This is a genomic window from Sphingomonas sp. GV3 (assembly GCF_031082075.1).
In the GTDB taxonomy this organism is placed as follows: Bacteria; Pseudomonadota; Alphaproteobacteria; order Sphingomonadales; family Sphingomonadaceae; genus Sphingomonas; species Sphingomonas beigongshangi.
This window is the reverse complement of the sequence record NZ_JARWLE010000002.1, coordinates 1-17969: the sequence shown is the minus strand read 5'-3', so window position 1 is coordinate 17969 and position 17969 is coordinate 1. Positions and strand designations below refer to the sequence as shown.

Sequence of the window (17969 nt, the reverse complement as noted above, 5' to 3'; positions counted from 1 at the left end):
CTAAGACGGGTCAGGCGATCCGCATGGGATCGGCGTCGGAGAACGGCACGGAGGTCGTCGTCGGCACCGCGGTGATGCGGATCGGACAGAACAGCCGCAACGTCGCGACCGCGGTCGCCGATCGGTTGAAGTCGATCAACGCCTCGCTGCCACCCGACGTAGTGGTGCAGCCGGTCCTCGATCGCACAGCCCTGGTCAATTCCACCATCAAGACGGTGGCGAAGAATCTCGGCGAAGGCGCACTGCTCGTCATCGTCGTGCTGTTCCTGTTGCTCGGCAACTTCCGCGCCGCGCTGATCGCCGCGGCGGTCATCCCGGTCACGATGATGCTGACCGGGTTCGGAATGTTACGGCTGGGGGTTTCGGCGAACCTCATGTCGCTCGGCGCGCTGGACTTCGGGCTGATCGTCGATGGTGCCGTCATCATCGTCGAGAATGCGTTGCGGCGTCTCGCCGAGCAACAGCATCACGAAGGTCGCCTGCTGAGCGTCAAGGAGCGGTTGGAGGCGGTCGCGACCGCGGCGCGCGAGATGATCCGTCCGTCCGTGTACGGGCAGGCAATCATCATCCTCGTCTATGTGCCCTTGCTGACGCTGACCGGCGTCGAGGGCAAGACGTTCGTGCCGATGGCGCTCACCGTCATCATCGCGCTGCTGTTCGCGTTCGTCCTGTCGCTGACCTTCGTGCCTGCGGCGATCGCCATCTGGCTGTCGCGGAGGGTGAACGAGGAGGACGGGCGGATCATCTCGTGGCTGAAGCAGCGCTACGAACCGGGCCTTGAGAAGGCGATGAAGCGACCGTCGATCACCATCGGCGCCGGCGTCGTCAGCCTCGTCGCCGCGGCGCTTGCCTTCACGACGCTGGGACAGGTGTTCCTCCCCCAGCTCGACGAGGGCGACCTGCTCATCCAGGCGCTGCGCATTCCGGCGACATCGGTGCAGCAGAGCCAGGCGATGCAGGTGCCGATCGAGCGCATGGTCTCGAAGCAACCCGAGGTGCGGTTCGTCTTCTCCAAGACGGGCACGGCCGAGCTGGCTTCGGACCCGATGCCGCCCAACGCGACCGACATGTTCGTCATCCTGAAGCCGCATGCGGAATGGCCCGACCCCAAACTGGAGAAGGCCGCGCTGGTCGAGCGGCTGGAGACGAAGCTCGCGCAGTTCCCGGGCAACGCCTATGAGATCACGCAGCCAATCCAGATGCGGTTCAACGAGCTGATCGCCGGCGTGCGCGGCGACATCGCGGTGAAGGTGTTCGGCGACGACTTCGCCTCCATGAACCGCACCGCCGAACAGATCGCCGGCATCCTTCGCCGGACGCAAGGAGCGGCTGACGTGAAGGTCGAACAGACGACGGGACTTCCCATGCTCGACATTCGCGTCAACCGCGACGCGATGGCACGGGTCGGCGTCACCGCGCAGGATGTGCAGGACACCATCACCGCCACGCTCGGCGGTCGCGAGTCCGGCATGATCTTCGAGGGAGACCGGCGCTTTCCGGTGGTCATCCGCCTGTCGGACGCCGAGCGCGCCGACCTGGGGCTGCTCGAACAGGTGCAGGTGCCGGTCGCCGGCGGTGGCTATGTGCCGCTGTCCAGCGTCGCCGATATCGGCGTCGTCGACGGGCCGAACCAGATCAGCCGCGAGAACGGCAAGCGCCGCGTCGTCGTCCAGGCGAACGTCCGCGGACGCGACGTCGGCAGCGTGGTCGCGGATGCGCAGGCGGCGGTCGCCGGCGTGCGCCTGCCGGCGGGCAGCTATCTCGAATGGGGCGGCCAGTTCGAGAATCTCGAATCCGCCAGCCAGCGGCTCAAACTCGTGGTGCCGGCGTGCTTCGTGCTGATCCTGCTGCTCCTCTACGGGGCCTTGGGATCGGTACGCGATGCGGCGATCGTCTTCACCGGCGTGCCCTTCGCGCTGGTGGGAGGCGTGCTGCTGCTGTTCGTTCGCGGCATGGACTTCTCGATCTCGGCCGCGGTGGGATTCATCGCATTGTCGGGTATCGCGGTCCTCAACGGCCTCGTCATGGTTAGTTCGGTGCAGGAGCTGATCCGGTCGGGCATGGACCGGGCCGAAGCGGCGCGGACGGGCGCGCTCCAGCGATTGCGCCCGGTCGTCATGACCGCGCTGGTCGCCAGTCTCGGCTTCGTACCGATGGCATTCGCCAGCGGAGCCGGCGCGGAAGTGCAGAAGCCGCTCGCGACCGTCGTCATCGGCGGCCTGATCTCGGCGACGCTGCTGACGCTGTTCGTGCTGCCGACGCTTTACGCCCGGTTCGGGCAGCAAGCGGTCAAGGTCGACGACGCGGATAGGGCGGACGACGGCGCGCCGCTGCCGCAACCCGCATGATCGCGTCTGGCAGGGGGGACTGACGATGGCGGCGCTCAAGTTCGCACTGATCCCCATGATCGCGATCATGATCGGCGCGCTTCTCGCCGGGTGGCGCACACCCGGCGAGAGGCTGGTCGCCGCCATGCAGCACCTTGCAGCCGGCGTCGTATTTGCCGCGGCGGCGACCGAAATCCTGCCGCTGGTGATGCACGGGGGATCGCCGGCTGCGACGCTGATCGGCGGTGCGATCGGCGTCGCGGTAATGCTGGGCCTCAAGGCGGCGGAAGGCCGGTTTGACGGCCCCGTGGCGCTGCTCGCCGCGATCGGGCTCGATCTTGCTATTGACGGCCTGGTTCTGGGTCTGGCCTTCATCGCCGGCGAGAAGGCGGGCACGTTGCTGGCGGTCGCGCTGACGCTCGAAGTGCTGTTCCTGGCCCTGACGCTCACCAATGATCTGACGAGCCGGTATCGCAAGATGAAGGCGATCGGCCTAACCTGCGCGCTTGCGCTGCTGGTGCCGATCGGCGCACTCGTCGTGCAGCCCGTGGCGCTGCTGTCGCCGGTGTGGATCACGGGATTCCTGAGTTTCGGCCTGATGGCGCTGCTCTACCTCGTCACCGAGGAGCTGCTGGTCGAGGCGCACGAGAAACCGGACTCTCCGCTCATCAGCGCGATGTTCTTCGTCGGCTTTCTCGCACTGCTGCTCATCGAGGAGATCGCGATGTGACCGGCCTGACCTTGAGCGGTGTCGATGTGCGCCGCGATCCATCCCGTAAGGAGAAGAAAATGTCGATCACCACGGCGCGATGGTCCTTTCTGGCCGCTGCGATTGCCCTGTCTGCGTGTTCCGGCGGCAAGCCGGCGGGCCAGTTCGGATCGAACGAGTCCGGTGCGACCGATGCCATCCACGGATCGAGCGCACGGCACGGCCGGCATGGCGATGCCGTCGACCGGCGATCCTGATACCGACTTCCTTCGGGGCATGATCCCGCACCATGAAGGTGCGGTCGATATGGCTCGCGCCGAGCTTGCCAACGGCACCGATCCGAAGGTGCGCGCGATGGCGGAGGAGGTGATCCGGACCCAACAGGCCGAAATCGTGAAGATGCAGGCCTGGCTCGCCGAACGGCAAGCCACAAAGAAGGGGACGCGATAATGGCACACGATCACGGCGAAGCCGGGCACAGCCACGACCATACGGCCGGCGCCAACGCCAAGATGCTCAGATGGGCGCTTGCCCTGACGGCGACCTATCTCGTGGCAGAGGTGGTCGGCGCCTTCGTGTTCAACAGCCTCGCGCTGCTGTCCGACGCAGCCCATATGATGACCGACGTCGCCGGTCTGGTCATCGCGTTGATGGCGATCCATCTCGGCAAGAAGGCTGCCGACGACAAGCGGACGTTCGGCTACAAACGACTGGAAATCCTCGCCGCGACCTTCAATGCGATCCTGCTGTTCGTCGTCGCCATGTATATCCTTTACGAGGCGATCCAGCGCTTCCGCGAGCCGCAGTCGATTCAGTCGACCGGCATGTTGATCGTCGCGGTCATTGGCCTCGTCGTGAACTTCGTATCGATGCGTCTGCTGACCGCCGGCAAGGACGAAAGCTTCAACGTCAAAGGCGCCTACCTGGAAGTATGGGCCGACATGATCGGCTCGGTCGGCGTCATCCTTGGTGCCCTCGCGATACGGTTCACGGGCTGGACGTGGGTCGATCCAGTCATCGCCATCGGCATCGGCCTGTGGGTGCTGCCGCGCACCTGGGTTCTGCTCAAGGGAACGATCAACGTGCTGCTGGAAGGTGTCCCCGGCGGGTTGAAGCTGCCGGAGATCCGTTCAACGATCGCCGCCATTCCGGGTGTCGCCGGCGTTCATGACCTGCACGTCTGGTCGATGGCTTCGGACGAGATCAATTGCACCGCCCATGTGACGCTCGGCGAGGGCGTCGATCCCGATAGCGTCAGGGTTGCAGTGACCAGAACACTCGACGAGAGGTTCGGGATCGAACATTCGACGATCCAGACCGAAGCGCCATCGCAAGCCTGTGAGGATGACCAGCACCTTCATCGCTAGCCATCTCGGCGATCGAAAGTCACAACCGGTATGCTCTATGTCGTCATCAAGGCAATGATCTCCGGTGCGATTATCGCGGCGGTTTCGGAGATCGCCAAGCGCAGTCCCGGCGTCGGCGCACTTGTCGCATCGTTGCCGTTAGTCTCTGTGCTGGGAATGATCTGGCTGTGGCGCGACACCCAAGATCGGGTGCTGATGGCGTCTCACGCCGGGGCGACTTTCTGGTTCGTGCTGCCATCGTTACCGATGTTCCTGCTGATCCCCGCGTTGCTCGGGCGCAACGTACCATTCTGGCTAGCGCTGGGCGCGGGGTGCCTCCTTACCATCCTGCTCTATCTCGGCCTGGTATGCCTTGGTCCACGCCTCGGCCTGCGGTTATAGGCCATCAGCGCAGGTCTCCCGCAATGTTGAGAGGCAACGCACACTAGACCAACGCCATATATCCGCTATGCTGGATATATGGAAAACGACTCGGCTATCACTGCGCTGGGCGCACTCGCACAGGGCACCCGCCTCGACGTGTTCCGCCTGCTGGTGCGGCACGAACCGGACGGCATGGCCGCAGGCGATATCGCCCGCCAGCTCGACGTGCCGCAGAACACCATGTCGGCGCATCTCGGAATCCTCGCCCGTGCGGGTCTGGTCCGCTCCGAACGGCATAGCCGCTCGATCATCTACCGTGCCGATCTGGACGGCCTGCGCGCGCTGACGCTGTTCCTCGTCAAGGATTGCTGCGCCGGCAATGCGGAGCTGTGCGCGCCGCTCGTCGCCGAACTCGCCCCCTGCTGCTGAAAGGACATCCCGTGGCCGTCGATATCGTCATCTATCACAACCCCGAGTGCGGCACGTCGCGCAACACGCTGGCGATGATCCGCAATGCCGGCATCGAGCCGCATGTGGTCGAATATCTGAAAACCCCACCCGCACGCGCGCTGCTAGTCGAGTTGATCGACCGCGCCGGCATGAGGCCGCGTGAGCTGCTGCGCGAGAAGGGGACGCCCTATGCCGATTTGGGCCTGGGCGACACGTCGCTGTCCGACGACGCGCTGGTGGATGCGATGATGGCGCATCCGATCCTCATCAACCGGCCGCTGGTTGTCTCGCCGCTCGGCGTGAAGCTCTGTCGGCCGTCCGATGCCGTGCTTGATCTGCTGCCAAGCGATCAGCTCGGCGCGTTCGCGAAGGAAGACGGGGAGAAGGTGGTCGATGCTTCGGGCCAGCGCGTCGCCTGATGCTCCTTGCCGTCCTGATCTTCGTCGCGACGATCGCGCTCGTCATCTGGCAACCCAAGGGACTCGGCATCGGGTGGAGCGCGATGGGCGGGGCCGTCGTGGCGCTGCTCGCGGGGGTGGTCACGCTGTCCGACGTGCCGGTGGTGTGGGGCATCGTCTGGAATGCGACCGCTGCGTTCGTCGCGATCATCGTCATCAGCCTGCTGCTCGATGAAGCCGGGTTCTTCGAATGGGCCGCGCTCCACGTCGCCCGCTGGGGCCGGGGGCATGGTCGTCGGCTGTTCGTCCTGATCGTGCTGCTCGGCGCGGCGGTATCCGCGCTGTTCGCCAACGACGGCGCGGCGCTGATCCTGACGCCGATCGTCATCGCCATGCTGCGGGCGCTCGGCTTCAAGGACAAGGCGACGCTGGCGTTCGTCATGGCCGCCGGGTTCATCGCCGACACCGCCAGCCTGCCGCTGGTCGTGTCGAACCTCGTCAACATCGTGTCGGCCGATTTCTTCAAGATCGGGTTCGGCGAATACGCGGCCGTGATGGTACCGGTCGACCTCGTGTCGATCGCCGCGACGCTGGGCGCGCTGCTGCTGTTCTTCCGGCGCGACATACCGACCGACTATGACGTGGGAGCGCTGCGCGCGCCGCGCGACGCGATCCGCGATGCCGCGACCTTCCGCGCCGGATGGATCGTTCTCGCGCTGCTGCTCGCCGGCTTCTTCCTGCTCGAACCGCTCGGCGTGCCGGTCAGCGCCGTGGCCGCTGCCGGCGCGATCCTGCTGCTGGTGATCGCGGGGCGGGGCCAGGTGATCTCAACGGCCAAGGTGCTGCGCGGCGCACCCTGGCAGGTCGTGATCTTCTCGCTCGGCATGTATCTCGTCGTCTACGGCCTGCGGAACGCCGGCCTGACCGATCATCTGGCGGCGCTGCTCGATCGCACGGCGCAAGGGGGCGTGTGGGGCGCGGCGCTGGGTACGGGCGTGATCGCGGCCGTCCTGTCGTCGGTGATGAACAACATGCCGACCGTGCTGGTAGGCGCGCTCTCGATCGACGCCACCCACGCCACGGGCGCGATCAGGGAAGCGATGATCTACGCCAACGTGATCGGCTGCGATCTCGGCCCCAAGCTGACGCCGATCGGTTCGCTCGCGACGCTGCTGTGGCTCCACGTCCTTGGACAGAAGGGCGTGCGGATCGGATGGGGCTATTACTTCCGTGTTGGCGTCACGCTCACCGTGCCGGTGTTGCTCATCACGCTCGCGGCGCTCGCGATCCGGATCAGCCTCGCGTGATGGGACTGACCATCACGACACTCGAACCCGCCGAGCTGGCCGGGTTGGCATGGTTCCTCAACGCTGCGAGCCTACCGAGCGCCGACCTCGCCGACCCTGGCCGCCTGTTCTTCCGGTTCGAGGCCGATAGCCTCGTCGGCTATGGCGGCCTGGAGGGGGAAGGGGCTGACCGCCTGCTCCGCTCGATCGTCATCCTTGCCGATCGCCGCGGGCATGGCCTGGGGCGGGCGTTGGTCGCCACCCTCGAACGACAGGCGCGCGACTTCGGGGTGCGTCGCCTCCATCTGCTGACGACGACGGCCGCGCCATTCTTCCGGGCGCTTGGCTATGCCGACGCAGATCGCGGCGCTGCTCCCCCGGCCGTCGCCGCATCGCGCGAGTTTACCGCGCTATGCCCGGCGTCGGCCGCCTATCTCGTGAAAGCTCTCTGATGCCGCTCCGCACGCTTGCCGATCCCGATACCCTGCCGGCACTCGATCCCGCCTATGCCATCCAGCGGCCGGCGCTGGGGCTTGGCCCGCTCGATTCCGCGCCGCGTATCCTTCTGCTCTATGGTTCGCTGCGCGAACGGTCCTTCTCCCGGCTGTGTGTCGAGGAAGCGGCGCGCCTGCTCCGGTTCTTCGGCTGCGAGACGCGCATCTTCGATCCATCGGCCCTGCCGCTGCCCGACCAACATGCCGGCGACGACCATCCGGCCGTCCATGAGCTGCGCGAGCTGTCTCTATGGTCGGAGGGTCAGGTGTGGTGCAGCCCGGAACGTCACGGGCAGATCACCGGCATCATGAAATTGCAGATCGACCATCTGCCGCTGTCGATGGGCGGGATGCGCCCGACGCAGGGGCGGACGCTCGCGGTCATGCAGGTGTCGGCCGGATCGCAGTCGTTCAACAGCGTCAACACGCTGCGCGTGCTGGGTCGCTGGATGCGGATGGTGACGATCCCGAACCAGTCGAGCGTCGCCAAGGCGTTCAATGAGTTCGATGACGACGGACGGATGAAGCCATCGAGCTACTATGACCGGATCGTCGATGTGATGGAGGAGCTGGTGCGGTTCACGGTGCTGCTGCGCGCGCATACTGTGCAACTGGTCGATCGCTATTCAGAGCGAAAGGAAGCCGGGGTGCCGATCAATACTGCGATGGACCTGTCCAGCATCGCGATTGCGCCGTAGGTCTCACAACTGAACTGCCTAAAAGAATTGACTATTTCCGATGCTTGCGAAGTGATGAAGCTCTCGCCGCGCTGGCTCACTCGACCCAGCTCGAAGCCAAGCGAGGCCAATTAACAGCGTAAACCACGACCAGATTTTACATAATCAATGTTATCGAACTTCGTTGCCGCCGTAGCTTTTGCGTTAATTGCCCTCTCAACTCGGAGCAGCTCGCCTCTACGGGTCCCACGAGCGCTGATCTCTCGGCAGCATAGCGTCAGGGTCGTGCACCGCAAGCCGATCAGCAGCGGTCAGGTTGGCGCTGAAGATCACGAGGCTTGTGCCACCGGGCTGATGGGTTGACGGAAACAGCAGACCCGCAGTACCCGACCGGATCGCCTCATCGCCAAGTTTCCACGACGGTGGCACCTTGTGCTCAACCCTCGCGATCCAGCGCCAATCGCAGTCCCAATCTGCCCAATGAGGCGTCCAATAATCCGAATCGTAGCCGGCCGACAGGTCGACGACGTCGTGTAGATCTAGCTCATAGGCGGCAAGGGTTGCCGGGCGTGGCAGGCTGGAGCCTTGCTTGTACTCGGCTAGCGCGGTCTCCGGCTCGGCCGAAAGGTACAGGGCTTCGACCCCAGGGCGATTGAACCTGCCGCCTGCGCCTGCGGCTCCAGCGCCACTGAGCGGCAGATAGGCCCATTTCGGCGTAAGACAGCGATAGAAATGCCTGGAGCCGGTCGCGATGTGGAGCACGACTACCCGTTCGCGCCGTCAACCAGTTCGGACAAATGAGTCATGACCGCGTCGCTGTGCCCTGCGGCAACAAGCTCGGCAGCCGTTTGGCGCTTGAGCGTTACAATCGGTTCGTTCCTGAACCAGTAGACCGCCTGCTCGATGTCACCTGTCAGCTCGCTTGCAGCCACGATCACGCGCACCATGTCCCGTAACCGATCCTGAAGCCGCTCCGACGCGGGATTGGAGAGCGTGTTGCGGTGGACGCCGGCGATCTCCGCTAGCCGGGACAGTTGGACGCCCAACACATGCGCGACGCGCTTGGGTGAGATATAAGGGGTCTTCGGCTCCTGCAGGCTTGCAACGAAGCCGGAAGCAAGCCGCGTCGCGCGTTGCTCGTCAACTAGGAAGGCGGTAGCCATAACGCGTCTCCGCTGGATTAATGCACAATATATGCACATGCCCTCGTATGTCAACGATCGACGGCTGCGTGTGCTCGCGGAGACTGCCCGGTCTTAGATGATAAGCAGGAGCCGCCGAGCGCGTACGCTCAAGCGGCTCCTGGCCTGGCAAGCAATCCCTGCCAGCGGGTCCCGCACTGGTACTGCTAGCCACGGGCAAACTCAAGTGCGTCACCTCGCCATACGACCGTGATTCAGGATAAGTTAATTGGAAGACTGCGGTTTGTCATTGCCAGCACGGATACAGCTCTACGCCTTGCCTAATGCACGCATCGTATCAGGCAACAGCGTGTACACCGCCTCACGCCGGGCGCCCCGATTGTGGTGATCCACGCGCCAGCCCTCATAGTGGCGCCGGACCAGCCCTGCCCGGACCAGCTCCGACACTGCCCGGCTGACATTACACCGGCCGGAGCGGCGCACCCGCTCCAGCACTATCTGGTCCACTAATCGTGACGCTGCGTCAGGGTCTCCGGGCAGTTGCCCCTGCTCTGCTAGTTCCACCCTCACCTGCTCGGCCAGCGCCACCCGCTTCGGATCGCGGGCTGCCATCGGAGCGAGCGCGTCGCACAACCAGTCGCGCAGCCGAACGGCCCGCCCCTGCTGGACGACGTAGGGTCCTGCCTTGCCCCCCTGCCCTGCCGCACGCGCGATCAGATTCAGGACCATGAAGGCGTAGCGCGGCCGGGTCGACACCTGCGCAATGACATCGATGATCGACGGCAGACCCTCAGCCAGGGGTAGCTGGGAGGGAAGCTGCAGCGGGATTGCCGGGGATGCGGAGAACAAGTCACCCTGGATCATGGGAACAGGAGAAGCACGAAACGCGAATCGTGTGAATCCCATCCGGGCCGGCCGGCGACGTTTCTGTCAGCTGCGACACTTTGCCGCTGGGCAGAGTGTCACCATGGGCACTTCGTAGCTAGCTGTTTCGAGGCGCTCACACCCCCAATCGGCGTTCTCGCAATCAGGTCCCGGCTGCCGTCGCTCCGACCAGCTACGCTTCTATGGGAAGCCGCACCCGCTGCACCTGGTGCTCGATTTTGAAAACGTCGACCGGAACAATGGCTGCATCCGCGTGGCAAGCCAAGATCAGGTAGCCACTGCCCTCACCTTCGCGTGAACACGAGGCCGGCTCCCCGGTCATCCACTGCTATCGCGGTGTCGGTCGCTCTGCCGGACTGGCACTAGCAGTCGTCGCGGACCGGATCGGGCCGGGCAGCGAAGACGAAGCGATGAACCGGCTGCTAACGATCCGTCCAGAGGCGACGCCCAATATCGTAATCGTCAACCATGCGGACGCGGTGCTCGGCCGCGACGATGATCTGCTGCATGCCGTGGCTGCCTGGGAAGCGAGAACACCGGAAGCCGTTCGGCTGCGTGAGGTCCGCCGTTCGTTCGTCGAGCAGCATCCCGAACTCTATGGCAGGCGCTGACTGTCGTCGGGCACCTCACGGGTGTCTGCGGCGTCCGGCTCCAAGCGCCTCCACGACCATCCAGCTCCCGCGAGCACCTCCTCAATCCACTGCGCGACCTGCCCCGGCTCGCCGCTGCAATACCAGGTGAGGTCGTCCCCCTCCTCGCGCACCCAAGCCACGGCATGACCGGCCCGCCGAAAGCCGTAGGAGACCTCCACTCCATCCGGCCCGAACCAACGAGTGTTGGTGAGCGCGCACCAGAGGTCGACGCCGCACGCGCCGTCCGCTCTCACCTGCTCGCCGAGAAGACGGTCGAGAACGGCCTCGAACGCCTTGTAGGGCCGGTAGGCGCGGCTGCTGGGCTGACCTTGAAAGTCGGTGCGGCTAAAGAACGGAAAGGCTGCCTCCATACGTTGGTCCGCACTGGCGCGGTCCCAGGACCATATCACCTTACGCCTTGCGCCACACCGCCGATCGCTCGGGCGGCTAACGCCGGCTTCCCGCGTCCGGAAACAACCCCGGCATCCAGTTCCCCGCCAGCTTGGCTGGAAAGGCGATCTGGAGAGGTGCCCGGGAGCTGTCGGCCGTCAGCACGCCGAGGCTCGTCAGCGCCGAGGTGACCCGGCGCGCCTGGCGTTCGCCGGTGCCGACGATGCTCTCCACCTCGCCACGCGGGAGCTCGCCTCGGTACAACGCTGCGTCGATCACCTGGATGGCCTTGGCCGGCAGCCTTCCCCGATCCGTCTCTTCGGCCGCCCAGCGCCGGATGCGACTGCGCAGCTGCTCGGGCTCGACCAAGCCGGCCATGAAGTCGACCTGGTCGATACAGGTTTTGAGGAAGAAGGTTGTGAAGCTCGCCAGCTCCTCCTCGCTCAGCGTGCCCCTGCCATCGAGGTCGTTGCGGCGGGCCAGGTCGCAGGCGGCAAGGTGTCGCTTGTAGGCCTGCACGTTGCGGCCGAGGCCGCGCGCGATCGACCACACGCCGCCCGTGTCGAACGCATCGAGCAGCATGGCATGCGACATGAGGCGGGCGACCCGACCGTTGCCGTCGAGAAACGGATGGATCCAAGCGAACCGGTGGTGCGCGGCCGCCAGCAATACGATGGCGCCGGTTGCGCCGCGCTTCTGATACGCCCAGGCGAAGTGCTCGAGGAAGCGCGGCACGGCCCCGGGACTAATCGCAATGTGCTGCCCGACCCGGACATCGCGGGTCCGCAAGGCACCGGGCTCGACCGGAACGCGCTCGCCGCCGTCGACCGGTTCGATCCAGAGCATCGACTCGGGCAGATGCTCGCAGAAGCGCCGATGGACCTCACGCAGGCCCTCCACGCTCGTCGCGCGGCCCTCCAGCCCTCCCCCATCAATCCAGCCCTGGACTGCGATGTGCGCGGTCGCTTCCAACTGGAGGTCACGCTTGGCCGGGTCGGCGCTGAAATCGTTCTTCAGCGCCCGTTCGATGTCGACGGGATGAGTGTCATGCCCCTCGATCAGGTTGCTGTAGTAGCAGTTCATCGCCCGGACGAGGTCGGCGAGCCCCATCCGCATGGCGGGTGGCAGGCTGCTGCGGAACGCGGCAGATTTGGCGGTCAGTTCGAGCGCGAGATCGACGGCTTCACGGTATCGTGAACCGCCCTCCCCTATCTTCATGGGCTGCATGGCCCCGATGCCCTCGCCCCGGTCGGCGACCGCCTGGATGTCCGGTTCTTTGGCCATGTCCCGCAGCCTCTAGATCACTCTCTTGCCTCGCTAACGTTGTCCTATGCACGTGATACCGGGCCGCTACAATGTCCGGTTTGGAGGCCGGCAAATCAGTGAACATTGAAAAGAACAAAGCTGGTCCGCCCGCCCATATCGCCTTGCGATCCCTCACATGTCGAAGTCGTAATCGTGGTCGATTTCGATCTCGGGCTCCTTTATCAGCTCTTTCACGGGAACCGGCGCTTGCCGGATAGCCTCCGGGGCTGGTTTGGTAGGCTCGCTGCCAATGGATCGGAGGGCGGCGCTCATTGCGTCCAGCTGGCGACGATCGCTTGCGCCTGGATCGTCCAGTCGGGGCAGCTCGCCCGTGGCTGGATCGAACCGCTCCCTGCCGGAAAGTGAGAGCTCGGGTGCCACGTCGCTTGCGTGCGGAACGTCACCACGATGCGCCTCGATCGCGCTAGCGAGTGCTTTCTTGTCGTCGGTGTGCAGCGACACGTCCTCGCGCGCGCGGGTCTGGAGCACGTAGTAGAGGCTCTCGCTGTTGAGCAGCCTGTCGCGGCTGTCCATCACCGTGATCGCGCGATCGACCGTCATCCCTTGCGCACGGTGCATGTTGATCACGGCGCCATGGCCAAGCCGCTCGCGCATCGGGTCGTCGGGCCCGATCACATGATTCCGGTCACGGCCGGACAGGTGGAGCGTGTCGCCATCGATCGCAGTAAGGGTCACTGCGGCACCGTTCGACATCCCACGCTTCAGGTCGCTGGCCGTAAAGACCAGGCGATCACCCTCGCGCACCTCGATCTCGCCGGGAACGGAGAGCGCGGCCCCCTCCCCTCCCGATCGGAGGCTCTTGGGATCGAAGAGCCCGGTGTGACCGTCACGGGCGAGCTCGAGCATACCGCTCGCCCGATCGATCAAGCCAACCTCGTAGGATCCCGGCACAAGCCCTGACTGGTGGCGGTAGATGTCGAGCCGCATACCCTCAGCCCAGTGCCGGATCTGGCGCAGCTCCTCACGGGTAAGGTTCAGCGTATCCCAGCTCCGCAGGCTCACGGCATCCTCGCCAAGCTTGCCCTGAGCAAGCAGCTCGGCCCTGACCGTTTCCAGCACGGCTTCGCGCAGGACGTGGCCTGAGGTGAGCAAGGCGGTGCGGTCGCGCTCCTCGGGCAAAAGCTTCAGATACTCGACGACGGCCGCTCCCGCCGGATGAGCGCTCTCCTGCACCTTGTCCGCGAGCCGTTCGAAGGCGGCAACGACCCTGCCCTCGCGCGCAAGGGAAGCGGCATCACGGAGCACATCGGTCTTTTGGCGCCGGTTCTCGGTGAGCCGCACCGTCGGAGCTCCCGCCTCCTGCAGCAGCGCGAAGGGTCGCCCCGCCTCAACCGCCGGGATTTGCTTCACATCGCCTACCAAGACCAACTTGGCGACGTCGCCGTTCCGGGCGACCTCGAACAGCCCGGCAAGCTGACGCGAGGACACCATGGAGGCCTCCTCCAGCACCACAACCTTGCCCTTCATCAGCGCCGAAAGTTGCTCGTTCGGCTTGGCCGGGCCGGCGCGGCTACCATGCTCCTTCAGCACGGATGCGAGCGAGCGCACCTCCAGCCCCCGTCCGGTCAGGTCATCCAACAACTTGTTCTGCGGGACCAGTACCAGCATCCGCGCCCCTACTTCCGCGCCAATCTCCCGTACGAGTTCGAAGAGGAACGACTTGCCGGTGCCGGCATCGCCTTGGACGACCTGGATGCGGTTGGTGCCGGACAGCATGGCGTGCGCCGCAACGCGCTGTTCAGCGGAAAGTGTGACCTCGCGCCGATCGGCCGCGCGGTCGAGTGCGGTGTCGACCGAGGCCGCATCGAGGATGGGTGTCCCCTGCCCCACCCCGCCATGCGCGGCCGCAACCAGCGCCTTTTCCGTCACCAGCATGTCGCGGGTCGTGAGCCGGTCTGCGTGCAGGCTGCCACGCGGCCCCGAGATGAGGACACCCGCCTCGCGCAGCCGCTCGATGCGCGCCTCGATACCGCGCACCGTCGCGCCCTTCTCGGCCAGATCGAGGCTGCTCTTCAGCAGGTCCGCGTAGGTGAAGCTCGCTTCTCGCTCGCCGAGGTGCCGAACGCCGGCCGCGACCGCGTAGCCGCTCGCCAGTTCGCCGCTCCGGCGCACCGCATCCGTGCCGTGGAGCAGCGGCTCGGGTCGTGGTCCGAAGGCATGGGTGATGCGCTCGAGCAAAGCGGCACCCCAGGCACGCACAGTGCTCAATACCGACCGCGGCCGCTCGACTCCTCGCGCGGCGTCCACGACGGCGGAGATGGCGGCACCATGTACCTCGGCCTTCTCGGCCCACATGGCGCGGGCAACCGTGGCATCGCCCGCCTGTTTGGCATCGCGGGTACTGACCGCGATCGTCTCCATCGCCTTGGGGCCGGAGGCGCCGAGCTCAGCCGCCCGGCTGAGGATCTGTTCGCGCCGGGCGCTAAACGCATCGATTGCGGCACGCGGTATACCGCTGATCTCGAATTGGCCGTGCTTGCCGGTGATCTCGGTCCGGTAGCCGAGCTGCTCCAACCGGGCACGGAAGTCGGCGTGGAAGACGGCACCGATGGTGCTAGAGTGCTTCCACAGGGCCGGATTGTGCAGGGCGACCCAGCGGCCGTCGCCGCGTTGCGCGGCGTTCGCCACGACGACATGGGCATGTGCCTGCGGATCGAGCTTTCGGCTCAGGTCATGGTGAAAGATCGCGTACACCAGGCGACCGGGCTCGATCACCGCGCCGGCCTTGCCTGACCGCACCTCCCCGAACCGCTCCTCGGCCCACGCCATGGTGCTCCGAATAGCTTCGGCAAATGCCGGCATGACCCGCTCATCGCGTCCGATCAAGGCGACCAGCGACACTGACTTCGGCGCGCTGAACGTCAGCTCGAAACCCGGCGCTCGCTCGCCGTTGCCGCCTCTTGCAATGACGGCCCCGTTGGGCAGTTTGCCGTCCAGCACCTCGGAGAATGTTCCGGCATCCACGGTGCCGGACAGACCGAGTTCCTCGGCCCCTCCCCCGCCCCATTCTGACGGTCCCGCCTGCTCGCCGGTGTAGTAGTTGTCGGCCGCGTAATAGCTCGCCGCATCCCCGCCGCCGGCGATCGAGTTTGGGCGAACGGTCACGGCGTCTTGCTTTCCAGAGGCGGAAAGGTGAGCCGGCAGGGAAACGGCTTCTTCATGCGCTTAGCATGGGCCGCGCACTCGGCGTACCGGACCCGAAATGTGTCACTGGCGAGAAGGCCTTTTGTCTCCGCCATGAGCTCGCCAGTCGTGCGCCCATCGCCTGCCAAGCTCCATGCCGCAGGTACCGCGTCACTTTCACCCAGGAGACGAATTGAGAGCCAGCGGGTAGGTGCGGTATTGGCGAACAGCAGACAGATCAGAACAAGTCCAGCGATGCCAAGGGCGGCACCTACGCCAAGCTTTGTACGCGTATCCGACTGACGCTTCTCAATCCGGTCGAGCTGCTTTCCGAAGCCCTTTGCCTGCTCCTCGACGGCTTTAGTGACATTGCCAACGGAGACGGCGAGAGCACCCTGCGCTTCCTTGAACAGGACCGTGAAGTCGGTCTGGAACTTCGCGATCAAATCGCGGAGATGTCCGGTCCCGCCGGTCTCCTTGATGGTGGTCTTGATCGCGTCGAAACCTGCGTTCAAGGCGCCGGGTAGGTCCTTCGATTGTTGGGCGATCAGGGCCGAGACGCGACGGGTAACCTCGCCGATTTGAGCGGTCTGTTCCTCCATCCGATCGGCATGGCGGCGCTCGCGCTGTTGACGCACGGACAAGGCCGCTTGGGCCTCCCTGTCGAACATGGTGGTGACCGCCTGTTCCACGAGATCACGGATGGGGATGTTGCGCCGCTTGGACTCGGCGTCCAGCCGGCTGTGGACGTCACTCGAGACGTCGATGCGCCTGCGACCAGCGTCGGTCATCGCCGCAGTCTCGAACGCGCTTCGGCCAGCATGCGGGTCGCCAGCTCGGCCCGTCGTTGCCGCAACTCGGCAAGACCCTTCTTGCTGTCGGGGCCACGCCCGACCTGCGCTTCCGCGACGACCTCCAGGCCGGCACGGACCTTGGTCAGCTGGTCGAGAAGGATCTCGTCCAGCGGCAGCAGCTCGTCTTCGAGTGAGCGCACCAGCGTGTCCGCTACCCAGGCGCTGCGCGTCTTGCCGACCTGGCCCGCGCGGCGCTCAATGCCGGCGAGCTGGTCGGGTTGCAGGTACACCGTGATCGGTACGCGCGCCATGCGGACACCCCTTCTGCCCGGTAGCGAGTGTGCATTGCGCCTACGGAGCGCGCAAGGAGGAAGTGCAGAGCAGCGCAAGCAAAAACTGCGGGTTTCCTTGCCCTATCCGCTCTGTGGACCAGGACGGACCAGATGGTCCGGGCGCAGTATCCGCATAGGACCATGCGGCCGGAACGACGCAAATCTGCCCTTTTCTGCACCCCTTCGGGGTGCATCGGGTGTGCCCCCTAACCCCTACTTCTCAGGTCGCTGGATGTTGCTGCTGTTCGGCTGTTCGGGGCTGATCCGGCGTCCGGCGGGGCAACCAGGCCGGCGTACAAGCCGGCCAGTCGGATCAGTACCGGCTCACCTTGTCGAGACTGCCCGTAAGGCCGCGAGGGTCTCCCCGTCCATCGCTTCAACCCTTTGCACCAATCGATCCCGCATGGCGCGGCGCGCTAACCGGATGAGCAAGGCCAACTCCGGCGCTTCGAACGGGTCGTTGATCGCCAGCTCGCGCGACCGCTCGCCGGCGGTGATGGTGAGGTGGAAGATGCGGGCGTCGGCTGCCGGCAACGCCGGGTCGGGCCGCGTAAAGAAGTCGATCGCATCGGCATGAGCGACGAGATTGAACCAGTCCTCCGGCGTGATTTCGTCGAGCCTGCGACCCTCCTCATGGTAGAGGGTTCCGTGCGCAGTGAACCAGCCCGAGATACCAAGGGTGACGGCGTTCGTCATGAGCTTGTACCCTCCCCTATTCCAGCACCACGCTGATGGTCATGATGGTCGGATTCAGCACCCGGCGACTCAGTTGAATGAAGCGGCATCGCCGCGTTCCCCGGGACGGCTTCGACCGTGTCGATCGCGTGCTGAAGCCGGGCGGCGGCAAGGGTGCATCCTGCCCGATCGAGCAGCGCCATGGCCATGCGCATCAGGGCCAAAGCCGTCCTGGTATACCGGTGCTCGACTTCGCTCATCGGGTCGCGTGATCCAGTCTGTCGGGAGGTCACGGACGCCAGTCAGCGGTCCTGCTCGGCGACGGGTCTCAACGTCAGATGCGGCATCAGGTTGCGCCGGATCTCGTCGTCACTGCCTAGGCCGTACCAGGTCGCGCAATGCTCTTCTTCGGAAAACCGATGCCAGGCTTTGAGCGCCACTTCCTCGCTGATCGCGATGCCGTCGGAGGCCATCGCAGTCACGATCCGGCGCAGGTCGTGCCGACCGTCGACAAGCATCCGCTGCTCCCACTCGAGAGGCTTCAGAACCGCTTCATAGCGCAGCCGTTCGTGTCCGGACTGATGGGTCATCCGGCGTCT

General features: G+C 65.4%; 22 protein-coding genes and 1 pseudogene. 13 read left to right on the top strand and 10 right to left on the bottom strand.

What is annotated here, in order from left to right; translation table 11 throughout:
• Positions 1-2: 2 nt before the first annotated feature.
• The 11 genes and pseudogenes from RF701_RS16430 to arsH form a co-directional block, all read left to right on the top strand.
• Positions 3-2348 (top strand): annotated as a pseudogene (locus tag RF701_RS16430) (efflux RND transporter permease subunit); the annotation flags it as partial.
• 25 nt (positions 2349-2373) lie between these two features.
• A complete protein-coding gene (locus tag RF701_RS16425; protein ID WP_018251250.1) occupies positions 2374-3057 on the top strand; it encodes a ZIP family metal transporter in 684 nt (227 codons plus the stop codon).
• The gene (locus RF701_RS16420; protein WP_018251251.1) at positions 3054-3293 is read left to right on the top strand and encodes a hypothetical protein; all 240 of its coding nucleotides are present in this window, start codon (positions 3054-3056) and stop codon (positions 3291-3293) included. Before RF701_RS16425 ends, RF701_RS16420 begins: the two co-directional genes overlap by 4 nt.
• Positions 3229-3486 carry a DUF305 domain-containing protein gene (locus RF701_RS16415; protein ID WP_231376782.1) on the top strand — a complete coding sequence of 86 codons (258 nt, stop codon included), beginning with the start codon at positions 3229-3231 and terminating at the stop codon, positions 3484-3486. The genes RF701_RS16420 and RF701_RS16415 overlap by 65 nt, the downstream gene beginning before the upstream one ends.
• The gene (locus RF701_RS16410; RefSeq protein WP_018251253.1) at positions 3486-4403 is read left to right on the top strand and encodes a cation diffusion facilitator family transporter; all 918 of its coding nucleotides are present in this window, start codon (positions 3486-3488) and stop codon (positions 4401-4403) included. Before RF701_RS16415 ends, RF701_RS16410 begins: the two co-directional genes overlap by 1 nt.
• Positions 4404-4433: 30 nt before the next feature.
• A complete protein-coding gene (locus tag RF701_RS16405; RefSeq protein ID WP_018251254.1) occupies positions 4434-4784 on the top strand; it encodes a DUF3147 family protein in 351 nt (116 codons plus the stop codon).
• A gap of 78 nt (positions 4785-4862) precedes the next feature.
• Positions 4863-5195: a helix-turn-helix transcriptional regulator gene (locus RF701_RS16400; RefSeq protein ID WP_018251255.1), complete on the top strand. Its 333-nt coding sequence runs from the start codon at positions 4863-4865 to the stop codon at positions 5193-5195.
• A gap of 11 nt (positions 5196-5206) precedes the next feature.
• Positions 5207-5635 carry an arsenate reductase (glutaredoxin) gene (gene arsC / locus RF701_RS16395; RefSeq protein WP_018251256.1) on the top strand — a complete coding sequence of 143 codons (429 nt, stop codon included), beginning with the start codon at positions 5207-5209 and terminating at the stop codon, positions 5633-5635.
• Complete coding sequence (locus tag RF701_RS16390) at positions 5635-6921, top strand: arsenic transporter (RefSeq protein WP_043061442.1); 1287 nt, start codon at positions 5635-5637, stop codon at positions 6919-6921. Before arsC ends, RF701_RS16390 begins: the two co-directional genes overlap by 1 nt.
• Positions 6921-7352 (top strand): arsenic resistance N-acetyltransferase ArsN2, encoded by a 432-nt coding sequence (arsN2, locus tag RF701_RS16385; protein WP_018251258.1) that lies wholly within the window; start codon positions 6921-6923, stop codon positions 7350-7352. The genes RF701_RS16390 and arsN2 overlap by 1 nt, the downstream gene beginning before the upstream one ends.
• Positions 7352-8092, top strand: coding sequence for an arsenical resistance protein ArsH (gene arsH, locus RF701_RS16380; RefSeq protein WP_018251259.1), 741 nt, complete (start codon positions 7352-7354; stop codon positions 8090-8092). The genes arsN2 and arsH overlap by 1 nt, the downstream gene beginning before the upstream one ends.
• Before the next feature lie 216 nt (positions 8093-8308).
• Here the strand turns inward: arsH and RF701_RS16375 are convergent, their stop codons facing one another.
• The 3 genes from RF701_RS16375 to RF701_RS16365 form a co-directional block, all read right to left on the bottom strand.
• The gene (locus RF701_RS16375) at positions 8309-8833 is read right to left on the bottom strand and encodes an RES family NAD+ phosphorylase (RefSeq protein WP_116463046.1); all 525 of its coding nucleotides are present in this window, start codon (positions 8831-8833) and stop codon (positions 8309-8311) included.
• 2 nt (positions 8834-8835) lie between these two features.
• Positions 8836-9234 carry a hypothetical protein gene (locus tag RF701_RS16370; protein WP_116463045.1) on the bottom strand — a complete coding sequence of 133 codons (399 nt, stop codon included), beginning with the start codon at positions 9232-9234 and terminating at the stop codon, positions 8836-8838.
• A gap of 288 nt (positions 9235-9522) precedes the next feature.
• Complete coding sequence (locus RF701_RS16365) at positions 9523-10077, bottom strand: hypothetical protein (RefSeq protein ID WP_116463044.1); 555 nt, start codon at positions 10075-10077, stop codon at positions 9523-9525.
• A 431-nt stretch (positions 10078-10508) separates the two neighbouring features.
• Between RF701_RS16365 and RF701_RS16360 the strand changes: the two genes are divergently transcribed.
• Positions 10509-10709, top strand: a complete 201-nt coding sequence (locus RF701_RS16360; protein WP_115381507.1) for a hypothetical protein — start codon at positions 10509-10511, stop codon at positions 10707-10709.
• Here RF701_RS16360 and RF701_RS16355 read toward each other — a convergent pair.
• From RF701_RS16355 to RF701_RS16330, 6 genes are all read right to left on the bottom strand, one after another.
• Entirely contained in the window at positions 10694-11101 is a 408-nt protein-coding gene (locus tag RF701_RS16355) for a hypothetical protein (RefSeq protein ID WP_115381509.1), read from the bottom strand. The genes RF701_RS16360 and RF701_RS16355 overlap by 16 nt on opposite strands.
• A gap of 76 nt (positions 11102-11177) precedes the next feature.
• Entirely contained in the window at positions 11178-12404 is a 1227-nt protein-coding gene (locus tag RF701_RS16350) for a Fic family protein (protein WP_308815698.1), read from the bottom strand.
• A gap of 153 nt (positions 12405-12557) precedes the next feature.
• Positions 12558-15551 carry a MobF family relaxase gene (gene mobF, locus RF701_RS16345; protein ID WP_116463042.1) on the bottom strand — a complete coding sequence of 998 codons (2994 nt, stop codon included), beginning with the start codon at positions 15549-15551 and terminating at the stop codon, positions 12558-12560.
• Positions 15548-16360, bottom strand: coding sequence for a hypothetical protein (locus RF701_RS16340; RefSeq protein ID WP_115381515.1), 813 nt, complete (start codon positions 16358-16360; stop codon positions 15548-15550). The genes mobF and RF701_RS16340 overlap by 4 nt, the downstream gene beginning before the upstream one ends.
• Positions 16357-16674, bottom strand: a complete 318-nt coding sequence (locus tag RF701_RS16335) for a hypothetical protein (RefSeq protein WP_116463041.1) — start codon at positions 16672-16674, stop codon at positions 16357-16359. Before RF701_RS16335 ends, RF701_RS16340 begins: the two co-directional genes overlap by 4 nt.
• A 345-nt stretch (positions 16675-17019) precedes the next feature.
• Positions 17020-17391 (bottom strand): hypothetical protein, encoded by a 372-nt coding sequence (locus RF701_RS16330; protein WP_116463040.1) that lies wholly within the window; start codon positions 17389-17391, stop codon positions 17020-17022.
• A 77-nt stretch (positions 17392-17468) separates the two neighbouring features.
• Between RF701_RS16330 and RF701_RS16325 the strand changes: the two genes are divergently transcribed.
• The gene (locus RF701_RS16325) at positions 17469-17642 is read left to right on the top strand and encodes a hypothetical protein (protein WP_162527087.1); all 174 of its coding nucleotides are present in this window, start codon (positions 17469-17471) and stop codon (positions 17640-17642) included.
• A 30-nt stretch (positions 17643-17672) separates the two neighbouring features.
• Here the strand turns inward: RF701_RS16325 and RF701_RS16320 are convergent.
• A partial coding sequence (locus tag RF701_RS16320) for a hypothetical protein (protein WP_308815697.1) occupies positions 17673-17969 on the bottom strand: 297 nt, incomplete at its 5' end.